The organism is Streptomyces sp. DT190, assembly GCF_049846985.1.
Taxonomy (GTDB): Bacteria; Actinomycetota; Actinomycetes; order Streptomycetales; family Streptomycetaceae; genus Streptomyces.
In genome coordinates, this window is the sequence record NZ_JBNCNM010000016.1 from 143,747 (window position 1) to 160,326 (window position 16,580).

7 protein-coding genes and 2 pseudogenes are annotated in these 16,580 nt (G+C 73.3%); 5 read left to right on the plus strand and 4 right to left on the minus strand.

Annotated elements, in window-relative coordinates:
- Positions 1 to 22 precede the first annotated feature (22 nt).
- The 4 genes and pseudogenes from ACPXCS_RS26390 to ACPXCS_RS26405 form a co-directional block, all read right to left on the minus strand.
- The gene (locus ACPXCS_RS26390; protein WP_425971029.1) at positions 23 to 5,935 is read right to left on the minus strand and encodes a type I polyketide synthase; all 5,913 of its coding nucleotides are present in this window, start codon (positions 5,933 to 5,935) and stop codon (positions 23 to 25) included.
- Positions 5,936 to 6,073: 138 nt separating this feature from the next.
- Positions 6,074 to 6,613, minus strand: a pseudogene (locus ACPXCS_RS26395) (SpnB-like Rossmann fold domain-containing protein); the annotation flags it as partial.
- Positions 6,596 to 10,183, minus strand: a pseudogene (locus ACPXCS_RS26400) (type I polyketide synthase); the annotation flags it as partial. The pseudogenes ACPXCS_RS26395 and ACPXCS_RS26400, both read right to left, overlap by 18 nt.
- 409 nt (positions 10,184 to 10,592) lie before the next feature.
- On the minus strand, positions 10,593 to 11,453 hold the full coding sequence (locus ACPXCS_RS26405; RefSeq protein ID WP_425951785.1) for a 1,4-dihydroxy-6-naphthoate synthase: 861 nt from the start codon (positions 11,451 to 11,453) through the stop codon (positions 10,593 to 10,595).
- A 444-nt stretch (positions 11,454 to 11,897) separates the two neighbouring features.
- Here ACPXCS_RS26405 and mqnE point away from each other — a divergent pair, with 444 nt between their 5' ends.
- The 5 genes from mqnE (at position 11,898) to mqnC (ending at position 16,569) form a co-directional block, all read left to right on the plus strand.
- Positions 11,898 to 13,061, plus strand: a complete 1,164-nt coding sequence (gene mqnE, locus ACPXCS_RS26410) for an aminofutalosine synthase MqnE (RefSeq protein ID WP_351366600.1) — start codon at positions 11,898 to 11,900, stop codon at positions 13,059 to 13,061.
- Between the two features lie 73 nt (positions 13,062 to 13,134).
- The gene (locus ACPXCS_RS26415) at positions 13,135 to 13,437 is read left to right on the plus strand and encodes a ferredoxin (RefSeq protein ID WP_351366603.1); all 303 of its coding nucleotides are present in this window, start codon (positions 13,135 to 13,137) and stop codon (positions 13,435 to 13,437) included.
- Positions 13,438 to 13,590: 153 nt separating this feature from the next.
- On the plus strand, positions 13,591 to 14,358 hold the full coding sequence (locus ACPXCS_RS26420; RefSeq protein WP_425951784.1) for a thioesterase II family protein: 768 nt from the start codon (positions 13,591 to 13,593) through the stop codon (positions 14,356 to 14,358).
- A 62-nt stretch (positions 14,359 to 14,420) separates the two neighbouring features.
- Positions 14,421 to 15,326: a menaquinone biosynthetic enzyme MqnA/MqnD family protein gene (locus ACPXCS_RS26425; RefSeq protein WP_425951783.1), complete on the plus strand. Its 906-nt coding sequence runs from the start codon at positions 14,421 to 14,423 to the stop codon at positions 15,324 to 15,326.
- A gap of 37 nt (positions 15,327 to 15,363) precedes the next feature.
- Positions 15,364 to 16,569 carry a cyclic dehypoxanthinyl futalosine synthase gene (gene mqnC / locus ACPXCS_RS26430; RefSeq protein ID WP_425951782.1) on the plus strand — a complete coding sequence of 402 codons (1,206 nt, stop codon included), beginning with the start codon at positions 15,364 to 15,366 and terminating at the stop codon, positions 16,567 to 16,569.
- Positions 16,570 to 16,580 lie beyond the last annotated feature (11 nt).

Below are 16,580 nucleotides of genomic sequence, written 5' to 3' on the forward strand. Positions count from 1 at the left end.
CGGTGCCTCGTGCGGCGCAGCCTCAGGTGTCGCCGAGGGCCAGCTGGACGAGGGCGTCGACGTCCATGGTGCCGATGCCGTTGGCGTCGGCATCGGTAGCGCCGGCGTTGGCGTTGGCGTTGGCGTTGGCGTTGGCGTTGGCAGTCTGGGGCTGTGTGTCCGACGCTCGTTTCTCGCTCTCCGCCAGGGCGAGCACGGCCGTCAGCAGGCCGCTCTCCTGCCATGTGGCGTAGGGGATGGCGGCGAGGGCGTCGCGGAGACGGGTCTCGTCCCGCCCGGTCGCCGCGGGAAGCGGGCTGGCGGCCGGCTGTGGCGCGAAGAGTTCGTCGTGGAGGTGATCGGCGAGGTGCCGAGGGGTCGGGTGGTCGAAGACGAGGGACGGGGGCAGCCGCAGGCCGGTTTCGGCGCTCAGTCCGTTACGCAGTTCGACGGCGGTGAGGGAGTCGAATCCGACGTCCTTGAAGGGCCGGTCGACGTGCACCACGCGATCGGCGGACCGGCCGAGCACCGCAGTGGCCCGCTCCTGGACGAGCTCGCGCAGGGCCCGGCGCCGTTCCTTCTCGGGCCGGTCGGCCAAGCGCCGTACCAGACGCTCGCGAGCGTCCTCGGCCGAATTGACCGTCGTGCTCGTCGCACTCCCCGTCGTACTCTCCGTCGTCCCTGCGCTCCCGGCGGAGCCGCCGGTGTCGAGGGCGCGGACCGTGCTCAGCAGGCGGCTGGGCCGACGGCTGGTGAACGCGGGGACGAAGCGCTCCCATGCCACATCGGCCACCACGACCGAGCCGTCACCCGCCTCCAGCGCACGCCCCAGTCCCCGCAGTGCGTGCCGAGGCTCCATCACCTGCAACCCTCGACGCTTCAGCTCCACCGCACCCACACTCGACACCATTCCCCCGCCCGACCACGGGCCCCATGCCACCGACAGTCCCGTCTCGCCACGGCCACGACGCGCTTCCACCACGGCGTCGGCGCACGCGTTCGCCGCCGCGTACACGCTCTGCCCGCCGCTCCCCCACACGCCCGCGATCGACGAGAAGACGACGAACGCCTCCAGCCCCCATCCCCGCGTCAACTCGTCGAGGTACAGCGCACCCGACGCCTTCGCCGACCACACGTCGGCCAGGTGAGCGTCGTCGACCTCGTCGATGGGCGTGGAGTCGGGTACGCCGGCGGCATGGAAGACGGCGTCGACGCGGTGTCGGGCCAGCAGCGCGGCGACGGAATCGCGGTCGGCCATGTCGCACCGCTCGACGTGCACCCGCTCCGCTCCGGCGGCGCGTATCTCCTCCACGAGCCGACCCGCGTCCGGGGAGTCGGGGCCGCGCCGGCCGGCGAGCACGATCTCGTGCGCGCCGCGCTCGGCGAGCCAGCGCGCCACGTGCCCGCCGAGGGCACCGGTGCCGCCGGTGACGAGCACCCGCCCCGGTGACTTCCAGCCGGTCACGGCGGGCAGGGGGGCCGGATGCTCACGGAGGCGACGCGCGAACGTCCTGCCGGCCCGCAGGGCGAGCTGGTCCTCGCCCGAGTCGGCGAGCGCTGCCGCGAGCAGGCCGGCCGTGTCCGCGTCGGGCGTGGCCGGCAGGTCGACCAGTCCGCCCCAGCGATCGGGGTACTCCAGGGCCGCCACGCGCCCGAATCCCCAGACGGCGGCCCGTTCCGGGTTCACGGCGCCTTCCGTGGAATGCCCGACGGATACGGCACCCGTGGTGACGCACCACAGGGGTCCGGCCGTGCCGGCGTCGCCGAGCGCCTGGACGGCGGTGAGGGCCCAGGACAGCGAGTCGGGCAGGACGACCACTCCGGCGAGGGAATCGCCGCGGGCCGCGGAGACCAGATCGCGTGCCAGAGAAGCACGGCCGGTGCCCGTCGGGACGGCGAGGACGCGGCAACCGGGCAGTGCCTCGACGACGGTGTCGAGGCCGTCCGATCCGTCGGCCGGGTGGAGCACCAGCCATCGCCCCGTTCCACTGGGCGCCGAGGGCGGTGTGAACGCCTCCCATTCGACGCGGTAGCGCCAGCCGTCCACCTGAGCGCGCAGGGCTCGCTCCCGCCGCCGAGCGGCGAGACCGGACACGATCTCCTCGACGACGTCCTCACCGATGCCGAGGGAGCGCGCCAGTTCGCGCGACTCCCCGGGAGCAACCGTCTCCCAGGAGTCGGCGTCGTCCACGACCCCGGTGCCCTCGGCCGGCGGTGCCGTCCGTGCACGCTTCGTCTGCGGCCAGAACCGCTCGTGCCGGAAGGCGTAGGTCGGCAGTGCCACACCCTCCGTGGCCCGGGTGCCGATCATCGACGCCCAGTCGACCGCCATCCCCGTCGTGTGCCCGGCGGCCACGCACTCCAGCACGGTGTCCACTTCGTCGCGGTGCTTGCGGAGGGTGGCAGCGATGAGCGCACCGTGCGCGTCGGGCAGGCAGTTCTGGGCGAGTGCGGTGAGGGTGCTGTCCGGGCCGATCTCCAGGAACCGGGTGACGCCTTCCGCCGCGAGGGCGGCGACGCCGTCGGCGAACCGGACAGCCTCGCGGACGTGGCGGACCCAGTAGTCGGCCGTCAACTCCCCCTCGGCCGCGAGCTGTCCGGTGACGTTGGAGACGATCGGGAGGGCGGGGGTGGTGTAGGTGATGCCTTCGGCGACCTCACGGAACTCCGCCAGCATCGGTTCCATCAGGGGTGAGTGGAAGGCGTGGGAGACGCGCAGGCGGGTGGTGCGGCGGCCCTGCCCGGCCAGCTCTGCGGCGACCTCGGCCACAGCCGCCTCGGCGCCCGCGATCACCACGGCGCGAGGGCCGTTGACCGCCGCCACCGACACCACACGCCCGGCCAGCAGCGGCAGCACCTCGTCCTCGGCCGCCTCCACCGCCACCATCGCCCCACCCGACGGCAACGCCTGCATCAGCCGGCCCCGCGCGCTCACCAGCGTGCAGGCGTCCTCCAGGGACAGCACCCCGGCCACATGCGCAGCAGCGATCTCACCGATGGAGTGCCCGCCCACATAGTCCGGGCGCACACCCCAGGACTCCAGCAGCCGGAACAACGCCACCTCGACGGCGAACAGGGCGGGTTGCGTCCACTCCGTACGCCCCAGGTGCTCCGCGTCGTCGCCGAAGACGACGTCCTTCAGCTCCGCGCCGACGTGCGCGCACACCGCGTCGAAGGCATCCGCGAACACCGGGTAGGCCTCGTACAGTTCACGGCCCATTCCGGGACGCTGCGCACCCTGGCCCGAGAACAGGAACGCCGTGCGACCCTCGGCGACGGCACCCACGGTGACCTGAGGCGCGGTACGGCCTTCGGCGAGCGCCAGGAGTCCGGCCATGAGTTCCTCACGGTCACGGCCTCGGATCACGGCGCGGTTCGTGAAGGACGTCCGCTGCGTCGCCAGCGCGGCGGCCACGGCGTCGAGGTCGACGTCCGGGCTGGTCCGGGCGTACGCGTGCAGACGGACCGCCTGCGCACGGAGGGCGTCGCCGCCCTCGCCCGAGACGAGCCACGGAGTCATGGGCGGAGCGTCGAGTTCCGTCGGCCGAGTGGTCGTCTCCTGCGGGGCCTGTTCGAGGATGACGTGGGCGTTGGTGCCGCTGAAGCCGAACGAGGAGACACCCGCCCGGCGCGGCCGGTCCACCGACGGCCACTCCTGCCGCTCGGTGACCAGTCGCACGGCGCCCGCCGACCAGTCCACCCGCGAGGACGGCTCGTCCACGTGCAGCGTCGCCGGCAGCACACCACGCCGCAACGCCTCCACCATCTTGATCACACCCGCCACACCAGCGGCCGCCTGCGTGTGACCCAGGTTCGACTTCACCGACCCCACATACAAGGGGACTTCACGGTTCTGGCCGTAGGTGGCCAGCAGCGCCTGCGCCTCGATCGGGTCACCCAACCGCGTACCCGTCCCGTGCGCCTCCACCGCGTCCACGTCCGCCGCCGACACGCCCGCGTCCGCGAGTGCCGCCCGGATGACACGCTGCTGCGACGGGCCGTTCGGCGCCGTCAACCCGTTCGACGCACCGTCCTGGTTCACCGCCGAGCCACGCACCACCGCCAGCACCGGGTGTCCCTTGGCCCGCGCATCGGACAGCCGCTCCACCAGCAGCACACCGACACCCTCACCCCAGCCGGTACCGTCCGCACCCTCCGCGAACGCCTTGCACCGGCCATCACCCGCCAGACCACCCTGACGACTGAACTCCGCGAAGGCGGCCGGGGTGGACATCACCGTGACTCCGGCGACCAGGGCCATCGAGCACTCACCTGAGGTGAGGGAGCGTGCCGCCATGTGCAGGGCGACGAGCGAGGAGGAGCAGGCCGTGTCGACGGTGACCGCCGGTCCTTCCAGGCCCAGTACGTAGGCCAGGCGTCCGGAGATGACACTGGCCGCGTTGCCCGTGCCGACGTACCCGCCGAAGTCACCCTCCGCCACACCCAGCAGGGCCGGATAGTCCTGCCCGTTGGTACCCGTGAACACACCGACCTGCCGACCGCGCAGCGACCTCGGATCGATCCCAGCCCGCTCCACCGCCTCCCACGACGACTCCAGCAGCAACCGCTGCTGCGGATCCATCGCCAACGCCTCACGCGGCGAGATACCGAAGAACTCCGCGTCGAACCCGGCGACATCGTCCAGGAAACCGCCCAGGCGCACGTAGTCCGCGTCCGGACCGCCGGGGGTCGGCACCTCGGACCAGCCGCGGTCGGTGGGGAACTCACCGATGGTGTCCTCGGCCCGGAGGAGTACGTCCCAGAGCTGTTCGGGGCTCTCCACTCCGCCCGGGAAGCGGCAGCCCATGCCCACGATGACGATCAGGTCGTCGGCCGGCGTGCCACTCGTGCCGTTCGGGGCCGCGGGGGCCGTGTGGACGTCCTGCTGTGCCGGCGGGGCGAGGGCGGTCAGCAGGTGGTCCGCGACCGCCCGGGGGGTGGGGCAGTCGAAGGCGAGGGTGGCCGGCAGGGGCAGGCCGGTCTCACGGCTGAGGGTGTTGCGCAGTTCGAGGGAGGTCAGGGAGTCCAGTCCCAGTTGGGTGAAGGGCTGGTCGAGACCGATGGATGTGCCCGGGGCGTGTCCCAGCACGAGGGACAGGGTGCTGCGCACGAGATCGGTCACCGCGTCGCGGCGCCTCGGCTCCGGCAGCCGCGCGAAGTCCTGAGCGGCAGGGGTACCCTGCGCGGGTGCGACGGCCGTGCGCAGGGCCGGGCGGCCCGTGAGGGAGCGCAGCAGAGGCGGGAGCCGGTCGGCGGTGCGGCGCAGGGCGGACCGGTCCAGGCGCAGCGGGACGGGGGTGCCGCCGGTGTGGGCCAGGGCGCGGTCGAAGAGGGTTAGGGCGTCGTCGGTGGGCAGCGCCGTGATGCCGTGGCGCGCGGCCCTGTGGTGGGTGGCGCCGGTCAGCTCCCGGGTCATGGAGCTGTCGGCCTCCCACAGTCCCCAGGCGATGGACAGCACGGGGCGGCCCTCGGCACGCAGGGCCGAGGCGAGGGCGTCGAGGAAACTGTTCGCGGCCACGTAGTTGCCCTGGCCGGGGCCCGCGAGGGTGGCAGCGGCCGAGGAGAACATCACGAACGCCGACAGCTCGTGGTCCCTGGTGAGGTCGCGCAGGTGGCACGCGGCATCGACCTTGGGGCGCAGCACGGTGGAGAGCCGGGCCGGGGTGAGGGACGTGATGACTCCGTCGTCGAGCACGCCGGCGGCGTGCACCACGGCACCGAGGGGGTGGTCGTCGGGGATCGCGCGGATGACGGCGGCGAGGGCGTCACGGTCGGCTGCGTCACAGCTCACCACGGTGGTCCGGGCGCCGTGGGCGGCGAGTTCGGCGACCAGTTCGGTCGCTCCGGGGGCGTCCGTTCCACGGCGTGTCACGAGCAGGAGGTGCCTGACGCCGTGGTGGACGACGAGGTGGCGGGCCGTGGCGGCTCCGACGGTGCCGGTGCCGCCGGTGACCAGGACGGTCCGGTCCGGGTCGAAGGCCGCGACGGGGGTCCGCGCGGTCGTGTCCGTCCGGGTGGTGTCCGTCCGGGTCGTGTCCGCTCGGGTGGTGTCCGTCCGGGTCGTGTCCGCTCGGGTGAGGGTGGGGGCGAGGAGGCGGCCGCCGCGGAGCGCGAGGTCCTCGTGGTCGAGGCGGGCGGCGAGTGCGAGGTCGTCGTCCGAAGGGGTGCCGTCGGTGTCGAGGAGCAGGAAGCGGCCCGGGTTCTCGGACTGGGCCGACTTCACGAGGCCGCGGACCGCGGCGGCCGCCAGGTCGGTGACCGTGTCGCCGCCGGTCACGGCGACCGCGCGCCGGGTGACCAGGAGGAGACGTGAGCGGGCCGCGCGGGGGTCGGTGAGCCAGCGCTGGAGCAGGGCCAGGGCGTGCGCGGTGGACGTGTGCGCGCCGGCCGCCGTGGCGGCGTCGGCGTCGGCGGACTGCCAGGGGACGACGACCAGTTCGCCGTACGGGGTGTCGGAGACGTCCGCGAGTACGTCGTCCGGGCCGGTGAGGAGGGTCGTCGAGGCGGGTTCCGGCAGGGAGGCGGGCCCGGCGGGGGTCCACGTGACGGTGTAGAGGTCTCCGGTGGGCTGCGGGGCGTCCGCCGGGAGGTCGTCCAGCTCGTGGGGTGTGACCGTGACCGCTCGCGCGGTCAGTACGGGGGCGCCCGCGCCGTCCAGCAGCCGGAGCGTGGCCCCGGTGCCGGAGTTCGGGGTGATGTGGACGCGGACCGAGGTGGCCGCGTGGGCGTGCAGGGTGAGGCCGGACCAGGTGAGCAGCCGGGGGGCGGGGTGGCCGAGCGCGGTGAGTGCGACGAGCGCGCCGTCCAGGAGGGCCGGGTGCACGGCGAACCGTGCGGCGTCCGCCTCCTGGCCCTCGTTCAGCGCGACGTCGGCGAAGATCTCGTCCGCCCGGCGCCACACGGCCTTGAGGGTGCGCGGTGCCGGGTTCGGCGCGCCGGGGAGGTCGAGGGCGCCGTACAGCTCCTCGGGGTCGGCCGGGACCGCGCCGGAAGGCGGCCAGGTTCCCTCCGTGAGGGCGGCGCTCGCGGCCGGTTCCTCGTCCTGGGCACGGGTCAGTGTGCCGTGGGCGTGGCGCGTCCAGGGCCGGAGCTCGTCGGTCCGGTCGGCGTCGGGGTGGAAGGGCCGTGCGTAGAGGGCGAAGGTCCAGCGGTTCTCGCCGTCGCCCGCCTCGGTGACCGTCTGCACCTCGGTCTCACCGGTGGCCGGGAGCGGCAGCGGTACGTCGATGTGCAGGTCGGCGAGGTGGTGGGCGCCGAGGGCGCGTCCGGTGTGCAGGGCGAGGTCGGTGAGGACGGATCCGGGTACCGAGGTGGCGCCGCCGGTGGGGAGGTCGGCCAGCCACGGCTGGGCGCGCCGGGAGAGGCGTCCGGTCGCCATGACGGTGGCCGAGTCGGCGAGGTGGGTGCCGTGGGACAGCAGGGGGTGCTCGCCGCGGTGGCCGGTGTGGCCGATGACCGGGTCGAGCCAGTAGCGGTGCCGCTCGAAGGCGTAGGTGGGCAGCTCGACATGGGGCTGGGGGCCCGGGACGAGGGCGTTCCAGTCGACGGTCAGTCCCGTGGTGTGCAGGGACGCGAGGGCGGACACGGCCGTGTGCGCCTCGTCGCGGTCCTTGCGGCACATGGGCACGAACAGCGGTCCCCGCTCGTCCGGCAGGCAGGTGCGGGCCAGTGCGGTGAGGGTGGCGTCCGGACCGATCTCCAGGAAGCGGGTGACCCCCTCCGCCGCGGCGGTGGTGACACCGTCCGCGAAACGCACCGGCTGCCGGACGTGCCGCACCCAGTACTCGGCGTCCAGCTCACCGGCCGCCGCCACCCGGCCGGTCACGGTGGAGACGACCGGGATCGCGGCGGGCCGGTACGTGAGGCCTTCGGTGACCGCGCGGAACCCGGCCAGCATCGGTTCCATCAGGGGCGAGTGGAACGCGTGCGACACCCGCAGGCGGGACGTACGCCGGCCCTGCGCCCGCAGCTCATCGGCGACCTCGGTCACGGCCGCCTCGGTGCCTGCGATCACCACGGCACGGGGGCCGTTGACCGCCGCCACCGACACCTCCGCGGCGCGCCCCTCCAGCAGCGCGAGGACCTCCTCCTCGGCGGCCTCGACGGCCACCATGGCGCCGCCCGGGGGCAGTTGCTGCATCAGCCGTCCACGTGCCACCACCAGCGTGCAGGCGTCCTCCAGGGACAGCACGCCCGCCACGTGCGCGGCCGCGATCTCGCCGACGGAGTGGCCGGCCACGAAGTCCGGCCGTACACCCCACGATTCGGCCAGCCGAAACAGTGCCACCTCGACCGCGAACAGCGCCGGCTGCGTCCACTCCGTGCGCTCCAGCAGGTCGCCGTCCGCGCCGAGGACGACGTCCTTCAGCTCCCCGCCGACGTGCGCGCACACCGCGTCGAAGGCCTCCGCGAACACCGGAAACGCCTCGTACAGTTCGCGCCCCATACCCGCGCGCTGCGCGCCCTGGCCCGAGAACAGGAAGGCGACCTTGCCGCCGCGGCGTGCGGTGCCGGTCACCGTGTTCGCCGGGGACCCGCCGGCGCCGAGAGCGCGCAGACCGTCGAGGAGGGCGTCCCGGTCGGTGCCGAGGACGACGGCGCGGTGTTCGAAGAAGGTGCGTCGGGTGGCCAGGGTGTGGGCGACGGCCCGGTCGTCCGTGCCGGGGTGCGCCTCGATGTGGTCCAGGAGGGCGCGGGCCTGCCCCTGGAGGGACGCGGGGGTGCGCGCGCTGAGGATCCAGGGCAGTACCGGCGACGTGCGGCCGGCCGGCCGGGCCGTGTCCACGGCGTCGCCCGGGGTGGCGGCCGGGTCGTCGCCCGGGGTGGCGGCCGGGGCCTCCTCCAGGATCACGTGGGCGTTGGTGCCGGAGACGCCGAACGCGGACACGCCCGTACGGCGCGGGCGTTCGGTGCGCGGCCAGGCGACGGGTTCGGTGAGCAGCCGTACGTCGCCCTCGGTCCAGTCGACCTTGGTGGTGGGGGCGTCGACGTGCAGGGTGCGCGGCAGGCGTTCGTGGCGCAGGGCCTGGACCATCTTGATGACGCCGCCGACCCCGGCCGCGGCCTGGGTGTGGCCGATGTTCGACTTGAGGGAACCCAGCCACAGGGGCCGCCCGTCGGGCCGGTCCTGGCCGTAGGTGGCGAGCAGGGCCTGCGCCTCGATGGGGTCGCCCAGGGTGGTGCCGGTGCCGTGCGCCTCGACGGCGTCGACGTCGGCCGGGGAGAGCCCGGCGGAGGCCAGTGCGGCGCGGATGACGCGCTGTTGTGCGGGGCCGTTGGGGGCGGTGAGGCCGCTGCTCGCCCCGTCCTGGTTGACGGCGGAGCCGCGGATGACGGCGAGGACCTGGTGGCCGTTGCGCTGGGCGTCGGAGAGGCGTTCGAGCAGGACCAGGCCCGCGCCCTCGCCCCAGCCGGTGCCGTCGGTCGCCTCGGCGAAGGACTTGCAGCGTCCGTCGGGCGAGAGTCCGCGCTGCCGGCTGAACTCCAGGAAGGTGACGGGGGTGGACATGACGGCGACGCCGCCGGCCACGGCGAGGTCGCATTCCCCGGCGCGCAGTGCCTGGACGGCCAGGTGCAGGGCGACCAGCGAGGAGGAGCAGGCGGTGTCGACGGTCAGGGCCGGGCCCTCGAAACCGAAGGTGTAGGAGATGCGGCCGGAGGCGATGCTGGCCGCGCTGCCGTTGCCGAGGTGGCCCTCGACCCCGGGGGGCGGCTCGGGGAAGCGGGTGGCGTAGTCGTTGTACATGACGCCCGCGAACACCCCGGTGGCGCTGCCGCGCAGGTCGGAGGGGCGCAGGCCGGCGCGTTCGAGGGCTTCCCAGGTCAGCTCGAGCAGCAGCCGCTGCTGCGGGTCGGTGGCGAGTGCCTCGCGGGGTGACATGCCGAAGAAGGCGGGGTCGAAGTCGGCGGCGTCGTGCAGGAATCCCCCTTCCCGCGTGTAGCAGGTCCCCGGGTGGGCGGGGTCGGGGTGGTAGAGGGCGTCCAGGTCCCAGCCCCGGTCGTCGGGGAAGCCGGAGACGCCGTCCGTGCCGGTGTCGACGAGGCGCCACAGGTCCTCGGGGGTGCGGACGCCGCCGGGGTAGCGGCAGCTCATGGAGACGACGGCGATGGGTTCCGTTGCCCTGGCCTCGACCTGGCGCAGCCGTGCGCGGGTGCGCTGGAGGTCGGTGGAGACGCGGGTCAGGAAGTCGCGAAGCTTGTCCTCGCTCACGGATCGGTCTCCCTTCGGCGGCGGGCGCGGAGGCTCGCCGGTGGGGCACGGGCCATCGTGTCGGCCCCGGCACCTGGGTGCCGGGGCCGGGCGAGGGCGGGGCCGGCGGCCGGGGCCCTCGCGGCGGGCGGCCGTGGCGCTCCCGGTGCCGGGCCGTCCTCCAGGGCGATTATGGGGACGGCCGGGGACGGTTCCGGAGGTTCGGCCGGGGGCTCTAAGAGAACTTCTAGCGTTGCCGCGCCGTTTGCCGGGCGCGTGCGTGCCGTTCGGGTCCGGCGGCCGCCCCTGCCCCGAGCCGCCCGGACCCCCGAGCCGCCCAGGCCCTGTGCCGCCCGTGCCTTGTGCGGTCCAAGCCCTGTGCCGCCCAGGCCCTGTGCGGCGGGGCGTGCGGCGGGGGTGCCGCTCACAGGCGGGCGGTCACCTCCAGCGCTCCGTCCCGCGGCGCCGGCAGCAGGCCCAGTCGCGCGGAGCGGTCCAGCAGGGTGCGGACCGCGTGCAGGCCGTCCTGGCCGAGGTCGGCGGTGAACTCGTTGACGTAGAGGCCGATGTGCCGGTCGACGACGTCCGGTTCCATCTCCTGGGCGTGCCGCAGGACGTAGGCGCGGGAGGCGGCGGGTGTGCGGCGGGCGGCGCGCAGCGAGGCCCGTACGGTGTCGGCGATCCGGTGGAGCAGGGGCTCGCCGAGGGAGCGGCGGGCGACGATGGCGCCGAGGGGGATGGGCAGGCCCGTCAGCTTCTCCCATTCCTCGCCCATGTCGGCGACGCGGTGCAGACCGTGGCGCCCGTAGGTGAAGCGGGCCTCGTGGATGACCAGGCCGGCGTCGACGCGGCCGTCGCGGACGGCCGGCATGATCTCGTGGAACGGCAGGACGGTGATGTCGCCGACGCCGCCCGGTACGGCTTCGGCGGCCCACAGCCTGAACAGCAGGTAGGCGGTGGAGCTCGTGCTGGGGACGGCGATCCGGGCCCCGGCCAGCGCGGCGGGCTCGGCGGGTCCGGCGGACAGGACGAGGGGGCCGCACCCGTAGCCGAGGGCGCCGCCGCACGGCAGCAGGGCGTAGTCGTCCAGGACGTGGGGCAGTGCCCCGTAGGAGATCTTCAGCACGTCCAGTTCACCGCGTGCGGCCATCCCGTTGGTGACGTCGATGTCGGCGAAGGTGAGCCGCACCTCGGGGGCTTCCGGGAGCAGCCCCTCGGTCCAGGCGTGGAAGACGAACGTGTCGTTGGGGCACGGCGAGTGCGCCAGGGTCAGCGGTGACGTCATGGGCGGTGGCTCCCTCGGTCTGCGGTCCGGCGGTCGGCCCGGAACGTGCCGTACGGCCAGGGACGTGCCGGGCGGCCAGGGACATGCCGGGCGGCACGGGGCCGTCGTCCTCAGCAAAGCCGTTGCGGGTATGGGGTTTTCCCCAGACTGCCGTCCGCGAGGATGGGAGCGCCCCACCCGGAGCGGTGTCGATGCCCCCGTCGTCCGGCCGGGGCCCGTGGCACCCGGATCGTTGGCCGGCTCCGCGGGCTCCCGCCGGACGGCCTCGACGCGGCCGCCCGGATGGTGCGGCGCGGTCCGTCCCGCCCGCCCGTCCCTGGGCGGGACGGCCGGTCCACGGTCCGCGGGAGATCGTTCCGTTCCGGGGGGCCGACGAGCCACGTGCTGCGCGTGCTCGGACCCACTACGTGTGCCACGAGGCACTGACCGAGGAGGTTCCCGGCCATGGACGCTGGGCTCAAGCGCGAGCTGGAGGAGAAGGTCCACTCCGGTGAGCGGCTGTCCCGCGAGGACGGCATCGCGTTGTACGAGTCGGACGACCTGGCCTGGCTGGGCGGTCTGGCGCACGAGGTGCGCACGCGCAAGAACGGCGACGTCGTGCACTTCAACGTCAACCGTCACCTCAACATGACGAACGTGTGCACCGCCTCCTGCGCGTACTGCTCCTTCCAGCGCAAGCCGGGCGAGGCGGACGCGTACACGATGCGCATCGAGGAGGCCGTCCGGCTGGCGAAGGCGATGGAGAACGAGCACCTCTCCGAGCTGCACATCGTCAACGGCCTGCACCCGAACCTGCCGTGGCGCTACTACCCGCGCTCCCTGCGCGAACTGAAGAAGGCGCTGCCCAACGTGGGGCTGAAGGCGTTCACCGCCACCGAGATCCACCACTTCGAGACGATCTCCGGCCTGTCCGCCTCCGAGATCCTGGACGAGTTGATCGACGCGGGTCTGGAGTCGCTGACCGGCGGTGGCGCGGAGATCTTCGACTGGGAGGTCCGCCAGCACATCGTCGACCACCGCACCCACTGGGAGGACTGGTCCCGCATCCACCGCCTGGCGCACGAGAAGGGCCTGAAGACCCCGTGCACCATGCTCTACGGCCACATCGAGGAGCCCCGCCACCGCGTGGACCACGTGCTGCGGCTGCGTGAACTGCAGGACGAGACCGGCGGCTTCCAGGTCTTCATCCCGCTGCGCTACCAGCACGACTTCGTCGACATGAAGGACGGCAAGGTCCGCAACCGCCTCCAGGCCCGCACCCGGATGGCGACCGGCGCGGAGGCCCTGAAGACCTTCGCGGTCTCCCGGCTGCTGTTCGACAACGTCCCGCACGTCAAGGTGTTCTGGGTGATGCACGGCCTGCAGACCGCGCAGCTTGCCCTCCAGCACGGCGCGGACGACATGGACGGCTCGGTCGTCGAGTACAAGATCACCCACGACGCCGACAACTACGGCACGCCGAACAAGCTGACCCGTGAGGACCTCCTCGACCTGATCCGCGACGCCGGGTTCCGCCCGGTGGAGCGCAACACCCGCTACGAGATCATCCGCGAGTACGACGGCCCCGACCCGGCGCGCCGCGAGTCCCCGCAGCCCATGCGGGTGTGAACCGGCGGACGGCACCGTGACTTCCTCTCCCCCACGCCCGCAAACCCACGACGACTCCGCCAGGCAGGTGTGAATGTCCCCCCAGACGACGAACAACGAGGACCTGGAAGTCTGGATCGACCAGGACCTGTGCACCGGTGACGGCATCTGCGCCCAGTACGCGCCCGAGGTGTTCGAGCTGGACATCGACGGACTCGCCTACGTGAAGAGCGAGCAGGACGAACTGCTGCAGGAGCCCGGCGCGACGACGAGGATCCCGCTGGAGGTGCTCTCCGACGTGGTCGACTCGGCCAAGGAGTGCCCGGGCGAGTGCATCCACGTCCGCCGCGTCGCCGACGGTGTCGAGATCCACGGACCTGATGCCGTGGACGCCTGACCGCCCCGACCCCCACCGGGCGGGACCCGCCGCACCGGCCCCTGCGCGGGCCGGCGGGCCCCGCCCCCCTCCTGACCGCACCCCGCGCACCACGCTGAATCCCTGCCCTGCGGAGCGGGCACGTCGACACCCGGGAAGGACACCCCACATCCCATGAGCACCACCCTCTCCGCCAACCTGTGGATCCGCAGGTTCCGGCCCTCTCCCGACGCGGCCGGCCGTCTGGTGTGCTTTCCGCACGCCGGCGGGTCGGCCAGTTTCTACGTGCCCGTCGCCGCCGCGCTGAGCCCCGGGGTCGACGTCCTCGCGATCCAGTACCCCGGACGCCAGGACCGCCGGAACGAGCCGGGACCCGCCTCCGTCGCCGAACTCGCGGACGGGGTGGCGGCGGCGCTGGCCGGCTGGGACGACCGTCCGCTGACCTTCTTCGGGCACAGCATGGGAGCCCTGGTCGCCTTCGAGACGGCCCGGCGGATGGAACGGAACGGGGCCGGGCCGGTCCGGCTGTTCGCGTCGGGCCGCCGCGCCCCCTCCAGGACCCGCGACGAGCACGTGCACACGCTCGACGACGACGGTGTGGTCGCCGAACTGCGCGCCCTGGCCGGCACGGACGCCAAGGTCCTCCAGGACGAGGAACTGCTGCGCATGGTGCTGCCCGCCATCCGCAGCGACTACCGGGCCGTGGAGACCTACCGCTGCGAGCCCGGCGCCCGGCTGCGCTGCCCCGTCACCGTGCTGACCGGGGACGCGGATCCGCGCACCTCGCTGGAGGAGGCCCGCGCGTGGAGCGGGCACACCGAGGGCGACTGCGACGTGCGCGTCTTCTCCGGCGGGCACTTCTTCCTGTCGGAGCGGCCCGGCGAGGTACTGGCCGTGCTGACCGAACACTTCGCCGCCGGCCGCACCACCGGACCGGCCTGACCTCCCGCGGCCGGCTCCCTCCGCCGACCGTCCCCCTCGACCCGTTCCGGGAGTTGTGCACCATGACCGAGCAACTCGCCCCCGAGGCACCGGCACCGGTGCCGATCCCGGTGCGCCGCCGCCGGCCCCGGGTGGGGCACATCCAGTTCCTCAACTGCCTGCCGCTGTTCTGGGGGCTGGCCCGCACCGGCACCCTCCTCGACATGGAGCTGCGCACCGACACCCCGGACGGCCTCAACGACGCGCTGGCCGCGGGCGACCTCGACATCGGGCCGATCAGCCTGCTGGAGTTCCTGCGGCACGCGGACGACCTGGTGGCCCTGCCGGACATCGCGGTCGGCAGCGACGGCGACGTGATGTCCTGCCTGATCGTCAGCCAGGTGCCGCTGGAGGACCTCGACGGTCAGCGTGTCGCGCTGGGCTCGACCAGCCGCACCTCCGTGCGCCTGGCGCAGCTGCTGCTGGCCGAGCGCGTCGGGGTGCGTCCCGACTACTACGTCTGCCCGCCCGACCTGCGCACCATGATGTCCGAGGCGAAGGCCGCCGTGATCATCGGTGACGCGGCGCTGCGCGCGGCCCTGCACGAGGCACCGAGGATGGGGCTGCGCGTGCACGACCTGGGCCGGATGTGGAAGGACTGGACGGGTCTGCCCTTCGTCTTCGCCGTCTTCGCGGCACGCCGCGACTTCCTGGACCGGGAGCCGGAGCTGGTGCACCGCGTCCACGCCGACCTGCTCGCCTCGCGCGACCTGTCGCTGGCCGAGGTCACCAAGGTGTGCGAACAGGCCGCCCAATGGGAGGAGTTCGACGCCGCGACGCTGGAGCGCTACTACACCACCGCTCTCGACTTCAGCCTCGGCCGGGCCCAGCTCGCCGGCATCTCCGAGTTCGCCCAGCGGGTCGGCGGAGACGACGCGGGCTTCCCGCCCGACGTCGTGGTCCGGCTGCTCGAACCCGCTGCTTCCTGATCACTTCCCCGACCACGCCACCGGAAAGGCCGGCACCGTGTCCCGACCTCCACACCATCCCCTCCAGTCCGTCCTCGACCGTGCTGCCGCCGGTGGGCGGATCACCCCCGAAGAGGCCCTCGACCTCTACCGCGACGCCCCGCTGCACGCGCTGGGCGCCGCCGCCGACGCCGTGCGCCGCCGCCGGTACGCCGGCACCGAGCACATCGCGACGTACATCATCGAGCGGAACATCAACTACACGAACGTCTGCGTGACGGCGTGCCGCTTCTGCGCCTTCTACGCCGCGCCGAAGGACACCGCCAAGGGCTGGACCCGCGACCTCGACGACATCCTGCGCCGCTGCGCGGAGACCGTCGAGCTGGGCGGCACGCAGATCATGTTCCAGGGCGGCCACCACCCGGACTACGGCGTCGAGTACTACGAGAAGCACTTCGCCGCCATCAAGAAGGAGTTCCCGCAGCTCGTCATCCACAGCCTGGGCGCCTCCGAGGTCGAGCACATGGCGCGGATCTCCAAGGTCAGCGTGGAGGAGGCCATCCAGCGCATCCACGCCGCGGGCCTCGACTCCTTCGCCGGTGCCGGCGCCGAACTGCTTCCGGAGCGGCCGCGCAAGGCGATCGCCCCGCTGAAGGAGTCCGGCGAGCGCTGGCTGGAGATCATGGAGATCGCGCACAACCTGGGCGTGGAGTCGACGTCCACGATGCTGATGGGCACCGGTGAGACCAACGCCGAGCGCATCGAGCACCTGCGCATGATCCGGGACGTGCAGGACCGCACGGGCGGCTTCCGCGCGTTCATCCCGTACACCTACCAGCCCGAGAACAACCACCTGAAGGGCCGCACCCAGGCCACCCTGTTCGAGTACCTGCGCATGATCGCCGTCGCGCGCCTGTTCCTCGACAACGTGGCGCACATCCAGGGCTCCTGGCTGACCACCGGCAAGGAGGTCGGCCAGCTCTCGCTGCACTACGGCGCGGACGACCTCGGCTCGGTCATGCTCGAGGAGAACGTCGTGTCCTCCGCGGGCGCCAAGCACCGCTCCAACCTGATGGAGCTGATCAACCTGATCCGCGCCGCGGGCCGGGTCCCGGCGCAGCGCTCCACGACCTACGAGCACCTCGTGGTGCACGACGACCCGGCGAACGACCCCGTCGACGACCGCGTCGTCTCGCACGTGTCCTCCACGGCCATCGAGGGCGGCACCGCACACCCGGAACTGAAGCTGATCGCCGCCACCTGACGACCGGGCTC